This is a genomic window from Bradyrhizobium cenepequi, from assembly GCF_020329485.1.
Classification (GTDB): Bacteria; Pseudomonadota; Alphaproteobacteria; order Rhizobiales; family Xanthobacteraceae; genus Bradyrhizobium; species Bradyrhizobium cenepequi.
Map to the genome: position 1 here is coordinate 1 of NZ_JAGKJI010000099.1, position 9657 is coordinate 9657.

Sequence of the window (9657 nt, forward strand, 5' to 3'; positions counted from 1 at the left end):
GAACCGCCGGGGCCGCCAACCTTGGAGGTTTTCCTCCGGCCTGGGCTGAGGAGTCGGCCGGAAGCCCTAAGTTGACTCCCGGCAAGCCGGCTTCGTTCCTTAAGGCCGGTCTCGGCTCCCGCTCAGTGATCTCGCGGCAGCGCCGGCCACCAGGCTGAGGCGGCCTTACTCTTTCGGATCGGGATGTAGCTCGCGCTTTTGCGCCTCGTACCGCTCTATCAGCAGCGCTATGCCCGATTGGGTCAACTGGTCTGTCACGCGGGCCGAGAGCGTCTTATACCGTGCGATCTTCTCGTCAGCTCAGCGCACTTCTCGCACATGGCGGGGCATTCCAACGAGGGCAGTTTTGCAGCAACTAGCCCATGTCGGGATTCGTTCCAAGTTAGGATACCAGGTTGAATTTGGCAGTGGCCTAATTTGTTCTCGGCTTGCGACGATTGGCTACTTGTTGGGAAGGCCATTTGTGACTGTGCTGCGATCTCAACGGGGAGGTTGCGACAATGAACGTTTGGACCGGAATTATCTCACTCGGCCTGGCGCTGGTCTTGATCTTGGCAGGCCTTCCCAACCGCGACGGCGTGCACCGGAGATTTCTAAGGTTCCATGCCGCTATGGTGCTCTATCCACCAATCGTTTTGGTGCTCGCAGCGTTCGGTATTGCTACGATCATTTCTAGCTTGCTGACAAAGTAGAGCCGCTTCAGCTGGTGACATCTTAAGCGAACAGTTCGGCCCCGGCCGGCGTGATCTTCACGTAGGTGCCGCTCTCGCGCATCATAGCCAGCCGCGCTCGATCGCGAACTTGAGACCGATTCCATATTCCGCCAGCTTGTGCGCGATTTCCATTAGCCCGGCGGGCGGCTTTTTCGGGATCGGCATAGGAGTTGTCTTCGACGTATTTCATGCTGCTCTACCGGACGGCGCCAGCTACATCATCCTCGCTTGGTACGACATAATCGACCGCGAGAAGTGCAGATTCCAGCACGAGAAAAGCGACTGCGCCTCCCAGCCAACCAAAGAACGCAATTGCGAATCCTCCCAAGAGCGCCGCGCAAAAAATGTCTGCTGCTACTTTGCAGGCTCTTTGTGTTCTGTCTTGCCGGCGGGAAAAATAGGTCACGGTTTGCTTCTCACTAAGTGCCTTGAGGCGGGTTTAGCTAGACGTGGTGAACCGACCGTGGCCCCGGCAAACGCGGCGAAATCAACGACGAAATGCGGGCTGCGATCGAAGCGAACTCCCTCGCCTGACCGGAAGACTTGGCTACCAGGAAATCTCTCGGTTCAGATTCGACATCACCAACTGAAGATTGATCGAGCCAAGAAAGTGGTGGAATGGCCGAGGCCCCATAAAGCCCATCCGTCCGCCGCCAGCATCCCAAACGACGACGGCAAAACCCTGCAGTCCCGCTGCATGCGCCCGCCGTTCCAGCGCGATCAGCTCTTGCGATTGAACAGACTGAGGCTGGTTACCGAAGGAGCTTGCCACGGGAAAAATGATCAAGTCCTGCCCCTGTTCATGCAGGTAGGCCACTTTGCAAGTGGGCATCGTTCTACCCTCAGCTTTGAGGGATGGTTTCAACTCCCATTCTGGAAGTCCAGCGCCTCAATCTAGAGCGGTAACGGTTCCGGGCGTTTTCGCAACCGCACAACCCCACCCACCAGCAAGAGCAACCCAACGATCAAGTTCAACGCCCGCTGTCGGGCGCAAGACTTTCGGCGCTGGAGACTACATTGCGAACGCCGCACGCCTTGATCATGCGTGCCGAGATCCAGGTGAGCCCTGCCTGCGAGCTATTCTTCGGCGCGGAATCGCGAAGCCTGGGCAGAGGCGGCATGTGTTCGCGCCGAGTTTCGGTGGGCTGGTCAGGAGTGGGGTCGAGTTGGTCTATTCGGAACAGTGCAGTTCCGGCAGATATTCAGTTTTCGCCTCAGCCGATCGTCATCGGCCTGCTGCCGAGCCTCTTCTTGCTGCCAGCTAGTCAGGTTGGATTCCGAGGCCGGTCTTTGCTCGGCCGCTTCAGTCTTGGCTCGCTTGCGGACCCTCCGATGCTTCTGCACAGAAGTGGCTTCAGTTGGAAGCTGATAGAGGCCGTCCAGATCGGTGAGACCCAATGAAGGTTGCTGCGCACGGCAGCCATCGCCTGATAGCGAGAAAGCTGCGGCGAACAGTAGGCCAGCACAGATGAGCTTCACAGGATACTCTCCGGACATTGAGCGCCGCCGGACTCGGGGCGGCCTATGCGCTTACAGCAGCAGCTATTCGAAGGTGGATGATGACAGCTTGAAACGTCGCCGACCCGGCATAGCGGTGCTCCCTGCGTGATTGGGAGGGACCGCAACTGGCATTCTCATCACCGATTAGAAGCCATGGGCCGGGCGACTATGTAAGCGACTAGACACCCTTTTCATTCGGGAGTCGATATAATTCGAGTCAGGCGTTTCGAATGGTCACATCGGACACCGAAGCAAGTAAAACAGGGCGCTATTCCCTTCGATCTGAGCCGTTTCCCGCGAAGTCTCATGGCCGCTCATCAGCAGCACGTCGGCTTCCCAGACCTGCCACTCCCACTTCTGCGGGAGAAGAGCAATCAGCGTCACTTCAAGCATGCGCATCGCGGGAAATATAGCCATACAGCCTGTATGCGCTCCTGACCGTCAACATTCCAGTGGTCAATAGCCCTGCCGAAAGCGCGCTATGCGCCGCCGGTGCACATGATCAAACTCACCGTTAAGCAGGAGATCTCGCCTTAAAAGATATGTGCGGCGGGGTGAGGATCGCTAATGCTTTGGCCCCGGAGACAGCAACGGTATTTCGCGCTTGCGCCGCGACCTGACCTGCCAGCGCAAGTAGAACTGCAAATACGGATCGCTAAGATTAACTTCGCGCTTGTCGTCATCCCAATCGATCGCGGCCTCCGATCCAGACTTCATCGCTATATTTGCCAAATGCTTCAACGCAGAGGTGATCTCGTGCTTTTGCGGCATCATCTCAGTCAGTAGGGCGTTGAGGCCCGTTCTCAGCTCCTCATATGAGATGGACGGCTTGGGGCCCGTCTCGGCCAACGCGAGCAGCATGACCTGGTAGATGTCGGCTTCGCCGTCGCGCCGGAGGGGCCGCTTTGTCCTCACTTTTCGGCTTTGGGGGCCCGCCACCACAACCTATGCAGGGTCAAGTTCTTCTCAGCAAACTGACCGTGGGGCCATCAAAAAATGCGCCAGAATGCGCCGCGGGGAGCTCCGGGGTATCTATCAGATGATGCAAAAGCGACTTAGACAACTATCAAATTAAAAGTCCGGTTTTCTCCCGACAGCAGACGTGCAACCGGGCTAGCGAGTCTTCGGTTCAGCGCCAATAACTGCCGTTGATCATAAGCCGAGCCCCCGCCTCATTCCGGTTGGGAGGCGCCGTTTCAACAACCCAGCCACGAGGTCATCACTTGGTTGCAATCTTCGCCGTACGAATCACCCCTGCATACTTCTCCGTTTCCTGAGCGATGAATGCGCCGAACTGGGTCGATGAACCCGGAATCGCGGTTGCGCCAAGCTCCGAAAGCCGTGCTCTGATGCCCGCGTTCTCGAACGCCGCGTTGACCTCCTTGTTCAGTTTTTGGACGACGTTGCTCGGCGTTCCCTTCGGTGCGACGATGCCGAACCATGATCCTGCCTCGTAGCCAGGCACAGAATCCGCCGCGGCTGGGACCTCCGGCAAGCCCGCTGACCTGACCGGCGTCGTGACCGCAAGCGGGATGAGCTTTCCGCTTTTGATGTGCGCTATAGACGAAGGCATCGGATCAAACATGGCGTGGACGCTGCCAGCCAACAGATCGGCAAGCGCGGGAGTCGAGCCCAGATAGGGCACCAGTGTCAACTCAACACCCGCCATCATCCTGAACAGCTCGATGCCCACGTGCTGCGGCGTGCCATGGCCCGCAAATCCCACCCTAAGCTTTCCCGGATTGGTTTTCGCGTAGCTGATCAACTCCGGAAGCGTCCGCACCGGAACGGAGGGATGCACCTCGATTACGAGCGGGACCCGCCAAAGGCTGGCGACCGGCACGATATCGCGGCCAAAATTGAAATCGAGATCTTTAAAGAGCGTCGTGTTGATTGTGTTCACCGGACCGCAAATGAGAAGCGTATATCCGTCGGACGCCGCCCTGACGACGGATCTGGTTGCGCTGTTTCCGCTCTCGCCCGGTTGATTGTCGACGACGAACGGCTGACCCAATCGCTCCGCCAACCACGGGGCAATGACGCGAGCGGCGATATCGACCGGACCGCCCGCGGGAAACCCTACCACGAGCCGTACCGACTGCGATGGATAGGCTTGAGCCGAGGCGACCCGTGACAAGACCGGGGCCGTGATTGCGGCCGCGGTTAGACGCAGGAATTGCCGCCGTTGCAAATGCATGTCTCGCCCTCCTTTTGGAGCGCCTCGCCCCACTGCCATGAGCAGGCCTGTACTCCGCAGATAGCGTTTTGGCGGCGGTTGAGCTATGATATGCATAGAGCGAAAGTGATACTTTTTCGGTATGGCGATGGACCTGCGGCGCCTTCGGTATTTCATCACGGTTGCAGAGGAGGGGCACATCACGCGCGCCGCGGAGCGGCTCGACATGCAGCAGCCTCCCCTCAGCAGGCAGATCAGTTTGATGGAGCGGGAATTGAACGTGCAGCTTTTTCGTCGCTTGTCTCGCGGTGTCGAGTTGACCAGCGCGGGCCAGGCGCTGTTCCGGGAGGCCAGGGCTACGCTGGCGCATCTTGATCGCGCGCTCGAGACAACTCGCCGTGCCGCACGCGGCGAACAGGGCATCTTGTGCGTCGGCATTGCGCCGACGGCGCCTTTCAATCCGCTCGTTCCCAAGGCCATTCGCTCATTCCGCGAAACCTTTCCCCTGGTGTCGCTGGTGCTTGAGGAGGGATTGAGCCACGAGGTCGTCGTGCGCTTCAACAATGACCAGATGGACGTGGCGTTCGTGCGCGCGCCCCAAATCCATGCAGACGGCGTCGTGGTCATGCCCCTACAGGAGGAACCGATGGTCGCAGCCTTGCCAAGTCGTCACCCGATGGCGAGATCCGGCAGATCCAAGGCCGTGCCGCTGAAGAGCCTGGCGAGCGATCGCTTTATCTTGATCGGTCCGCCGGGGACCGGTCTGCATGATGAGACTGTTGCAGCCTGCCGAGCGGCCGGCTTTGTTCCGCGTCTCGGCCAGCCAGCGCCGCGAATTACATCGACTCTTGGCCTCGTCGCGGCTGGGCTCGGCATCGCCCTGGTGCCGTCGACGATGCAGAGCGTGCGCATGGATGGGGTCATTTATCGGCGCTTACAGGGCGTCGCGCCGAAAGCCTTTCTCGGCCTCGCCTCGCGAAGAGCCGACCCGTCGCCGGTGCTCAGACAATTCCTCAGCTTGGTTCGAACCATTGCCAAGCGCGATCCGCCAAGCTGGTCTTGAGCATGACTCCCTTGGCTCATTCGCGACAGGGGCCAGTAAGCCCGGCTACGTCCGCTATGCCGCCCGTCGAAAGCGGAAGTAAATTCAGAGCGGCGTCGCAACTGATAGGTGGCGCAGGCTTAGCGCCTCGGCGTTCGCCACCCCGCCGTGTAAGCGGCCGGGGATGGCCTGTCGTTGTTCCGTCTGCTAGCTTCCGAACATCCTGAAAATGCTGGGGGAGGGAAGAGTTATGTTTTTACCCTCACAATACGCATGGTTTGAGCCCGTACTCGTTGCAACCATCGTGGTGTTCATCATTGATTTAGTCGCCACGCTGCCGTGACCGAAATAGACAAGGGTTCCGAACACGAGGGCGAAAACATCAGCGGCCCTGTGCCAGTACCATCGCCAACACAACGGAGGCCGAGCGCAATGTCGGCGCGCTCGGCGTCAAGCTTGACGCCCGAGCACCTGTGGATTACGCGCAGGCTGCGACGGCACCGGTACCGCTTTCACAGCCTGGCGTAGGAATCGCTGCCATGCCAATGTAGTTGTGCCAAACCCGCAGGAGGTCAGCATGCGAACGATTATAGTGGGAGCACTTTGCGCCACCGCAATGGTCGCGAGCGCAAACGCTGCGGTTAGGGAAGAGCCAGTCACCTATACGGACGGCGAGATCACGATGAAGGGCTTCGTCGTATACGACGACGCCATCGAAGGCAAACGACCCGGGATCGTGATGGTGCATGAATGGTGGGGCATCACCAAGCACATCCATAACGAGGCGCGGAAGTTCGCGCAGCAGGGTTACACAGCCTTCATTTCTGACATGTACGGCGACGCTAAGACCGCCGACAACCCGAAGGACGCCGGCGCGCTCTCGGCGTCGGTGATGAAGAGCCCGTCGGTGATGGAGTCACGCTTCAACGCAGCGCGGGACCAACTCGCCAAGCAAGCCTCGGTCAATCCCCAGCGGATCGGCGCCGTTGGTTACTGCTTCGGCGGCGCGGTAGTGCTGAACATGGCGCGCGCCGGCGCGGACCTCGCTGCCGTTGCGGGCTTTCACGCATCACTTGGTCTCAACACCTCCGCGCCGGCGCCGGGAACCGTCAAAGCGAAAATCCTCGTCCTGAACGGCGCGGACGACCCCTTCATGAAGCGCGAGCAGTACGATGCGCTCAAGAAGGATTTCGACGCGGCAAGCGCCGATTATCGGGTCATCGAGTATCCCGGCGCTGTGCACGCCTTCACGAATCCGGAAGCCACCGAGCTCGGCAAGAAATTCAACCTACCGCTCAGATACGACGCCAAGGTGGATCAGGAAGCGAAGGCCGAGGCGGCCAAGTTCTTTGCCGCTGACCTTCAAAAATAAACAAAAAGGCCACCCACATGGTGGCCTTTTCTATCTGTGGGTGGTTTAGGCGCGAGATAAGCAGGGTTGCAGCTTCGCTCCTGGCGCTTTGCCGCGGCGGAGGAGATCGGCGAACGTGAGTCGGTTTTTGGCACATGCCGACGAAATCTAGCGTTCGTCCACATGTCGGCTGTTAGGGGTTGACTGGAAGTGATTGACGTGCGGCCCAAACAACGCGAGTGACCCGAATGGACTTGGACCCTGACGCCAACGCCACGCGCGAAACTCTGGATCGAACAGCTCGTTCGTTAGTTGCGTCCCCGAAAAAGGCGAGCCGATCTCATACATCCTGACCGAATTCGAACCGGTCTTCGACGCCGCCGATCTCATTCGCTGCGGGCGCGACCTGTTCGTGACCCGCAGCAACGTCACCAATGCGTCGGGTATTGAATGGCTGCGTCGCCACCTTGGGAACGGCTATCGCATTCATGAGATCGAGAGCCGCTGTCCCAATCCGATGCACATCGATACCACCATCTTGCCGCTTGGGCCCGGCAAGATTCTGATCAATCCCGAATATATAGACGTCGACCGTCTCCCGGCCATCTTGAAAAAATGGGACATCCTTGTGGCCCCGGAGCCCGACCCGATCGCCGATGGTATGCTCAAGATCACTTCGCTATGCGGGAAATGGCTCAACATGAACGTGCTGACAGTGGACGAGAAGCGCGTCATCGTTGATCCGCATCACGCGCGAACAATGCGTGCGATGGAGAAATGGGGATTCGAGCCGATTCCATGCGAGTTCTTGCACTACGCCGCATTTGGCGGCGCCTTCCACTGCGCCACGCGCGACGTCCGACGGCGCGGCACGTTGGAGAGCTATTTTTGAGCGCTGACCTTTCGGGAGATCCACATGACGCCACATGGGCTAAGAGGTGATTTTCAGACCGATGATGCCGGAGAGAATGAGGCCGATACAGGCAAGCCTAAGCAACGTCGCGGGCTCATTGAAAAGATAGATACCGAGCGCCGTAGTGCCGATGGTGCCAATGCCCGTCCACACCGCATAAGCCATCCCGACCGGCAGCGACTTAAGGGCCAGGCCGAGCAATCCAATACTGGCCACCATAGCCGCGACTGTACCGATTGTTGGTAGCAGGCGCGAGAATCCTTCCGTGTATTTGAGGCCGATTGCCCAAGCTATTTCGCACAGGCCAGCAACGAGCAGGAAGAGCCAAGCCATGGGAGATCCTTCTTAAAAATGTTTGTTGATCTCAGTTCCTCTCCATGCTCGTTCGTGCAGCGTGTCCGCGTCAGAAAAACACGGCAGCGAAGAATTATGAAATTTAAAAGAAGAAAACAGCCCTATTTGGCTTGGACGGAGCGGGCTTCCGCGATCGAATTTGCTGAGCTGAGGATCGAACAGGCAGTTAAGAAAATGCCGCAGTCGGAATAGAAAGAATGTTCGATGGCCGTCGGGCCACGTTTTCGGTGTTCATCACAGCAGGTGGTCTCGTTTAGGTGTCTCCTCTTGGCCCGACTCGGACCTCCGGCAATGTCCGCTTTCGCGCCGCTGCTAAGGATATAGCAGACCACGAACGTACTCCGAGCCAGCGCTAGGCGTAACATCCTCCCGCCCGCCGGGAGATAGGCGGGGAGAGCGCTGCATCACGTAGGACCTGGCGGTGCTGGCTGCAGCCGATCCGTTAGGCCTCGACGCTCACCAGCTCGAATGTGTTGCGGAGGTCGATGCTTTAGCGCTGCCTCAACGTCTCGATTGTCCAGTAGTCCCAGCAGCCGATGGATCGTGGCAGTGGCATCGCACGGCTGTTGCGGGTCTATGTACTCACCGAGCACACGACGGGCCGCTTGAACGGCGTCGACGACGATTTCGTAGTCAGTCCGCATTTATGACCTCAATCCAGTTCATCATCCTTCGTTACCATCGCCTCGAAGTCCTCCGGCATCTCCGGCTGGCTGGCGTCATCGCTGGAATTGCAGATTGGGCAGGGCTCGCCGGCACCACCGCAGTTGCAGGCCAGCCGTCCTAGCCACGATTTCGTCGGATGATTCTCGCAGACCCAGTCTGACTGACATTTAATGTGAAATTAAATGTTGCATTAAAAAATTTTAACTCAACTAGTTAATTTCCGAACTTCCCGGAAGCATCACGTTCCGTTTTCTCTCGATTGGAGGGCGGCTGGTATGCGCATTTCAATACGCACTGCAAAAGAGCTTAGCGGGCAACTGGCATTAGATAGGGATGTGCTCGCACGCATGATGTCGGATTTGCTTTTGCTTCGAAAACGTGTCGCGAACGCTGAAATCGCCACTGGTTCGCACGACAGCAGACCGAGCACATTCTTTGGAAGGCCCACAGTGTGCCGACCAAACTGGCGCAAGGGATAGACCGGAACCGCCTTTATAGTAATTCTTGACTTGCTGCTTAGCCTGGCGCTCGCTTGGGCGAATTGGCTTGCAACGAGGAGCGGTAAAGATGGGAGGCCGGAGGGGCCGCCTCTTAGGCAGCCGCTTGTCTGATTGCCCGCCACGGCGCTGGGCTCTGAAACGGCCCGTGCCTTGATAGCATTCGCGCGTGCTGAATGGGCGACGCCGCCGCCGCGACTCGGAGCCGCGTTTTTTGCGCGTTGAACCTGAACTGTTCAGGCGCACTTTTGCTCTAATTGCCGCGCTAAATGCCCTTCCGTTCTGTCTTGGATACGTTGTGGAGTGAGGGGCAACATTTATTGTTGGCCGCCGCAAGGCCGTACGGAAGATTACTAGCCCAGATCACCCTGGAGCCCAGCTCGGCAGCCGCATATCGGCGGGGAGAGCGCGTGCATCTAACGAAAGCGAAATCGCGGGACGAAAC

The 9657-nt window shown here is 58.6% G+C and carries 9 protein-coding genes and 1 pseudogene; 4 read left to right on the forward strand and 6 right to left on the reverse strand.

Translation table 11 applies throughout. The features are described 5' to 3' along the window. Window positions 1-500 precede the first annotated feature (500 nt). The gene (locus J6497_RS39640) at window positions 501-692 is read left to right on the forward strand and encodes a hypothetical protein (RefSeq protein ID WP_225709585.1); all 192 of its coding nucleotides are present in this window, start codon (window positions 501-503) and stop codon (window positions 690-692) included. A 22-nt stretch (window positions 693-714) separates the two neighbouring features. Here the strand turns inward: J6497_RS39640 and J6497_RS39645 are convergent, their stop codons facing one another. From J6497_RS39645 to J6497_RS39665, 5 genes are all read right to left on the reverse strand, one after another. Further along, window positions 715-903 carry a hypothetical protein gene (locus tag J6497_RS39645; RefSeq protein ID WP_225709586.1) on the reverse strand — a complete coding sequence of 63 codons (189 nt, stop codon included), beginning with the start codon at window positions 901-903 and terminating at the stop codon, window positions 715-717. A gap of 357 nt (window positions 904-1260) precedes the next feature. Beyond that, window positions 1261-1545, reverse strand: coding sequence for a hypothetical protein (locus J6497_RS39650; protein ID WP_225709587.1), 285 nt, complete (start codon window positions 1543-1545; stop codon window positions 1261-1263). A gap of 902 nt (window positions 1546-2447) precedes the next feature. Next, window positions 2448-2606 (reverse strand): hypothetical protein, encoded by a 159-nt coding sequence (locus tag J6497_RS39655; protein WP_225709588.1) that lies wholly within the window; start codon window positions 2604-2606, stop codon window positions 2448-2450. A 171-nt stretch (window positions 2607-2777) separates the two neighbouring features. After that, entirely contained in the window at window positions 2778-3074 is a 297-nt protein-coding gene (locus J6497_RS39660; protein WP_225709589.1) for a hypothetical protein, read from the reverse strand. Window positions 3075-3432: 358 nt separating this feature from the next. After that, window positions 3433-4449, reverse strand: a complete 1017-nt coding sequence (locus J6497_RS39665) for a Bug family tripartite tricarboxylate transporter substrate binding protein (protein WP_376708347.1) — start codon at window positions 4447-4449, stop codon at window positions 3433-3435. Window positions 4450-4531: 82 nt separating this feature from the next. Here J6497_RS39665 and J6497_RS39670 point away from each other — a divergent pair, with 82 nt between their 5' ends. From J6497_RS39670 to J6497_RS39680, 3 genes and pseudogenes are all read left to right on the forward strand, one after another. Continuing rightward, window positions 4532-5452, forward strand: a complete 921-nt coding sequence (locus tag J6497_RS39670; RefSeq protein WP_225709590.1) for a LysR substrate-binding domain-containing protein — start codon at window positions 4532-4534, stop codon at window positions 5450-5452. 556 nt (window positions 5453-6008) lie between these two features. After that, window positions 6009-6803, forward strand: a complete 795-nt coding sequence (locus tag J6497_RS39675) for a dienelactone hydrolase family protein (protein WP_225709591.1) — start codon at window positions 6009-6011, stop codon at window positions 6801-6803. A gap of 307 nt (window positions 6804-7110) precedes the next feature. Continuing rightward, window positions 7111-7674: pseudogene (locus tag J6497_RS39680) on the forward strand (amidinotransferase); the annotation flags it as partial. Window positions 7675-7713: 39 nt separating this feature from the next. Here the strand turns inward: J6497_RS39680 and sugE are convergent. Further along, window positions 7714-8028 (reverse strand): quaternary ammonium compound efflux SMR transporter SugE, encoded by a 315-nt coding sequence (sugE, locus tag J6497_RS39685; protein ID WP_225709592.1) that lies wholly within the window; start codon window positions 8026-8028, stop codon window positions 7714-7716. Between the last annotated feature and the right edge of the window lie 1629 nt (window positions 8029-9657).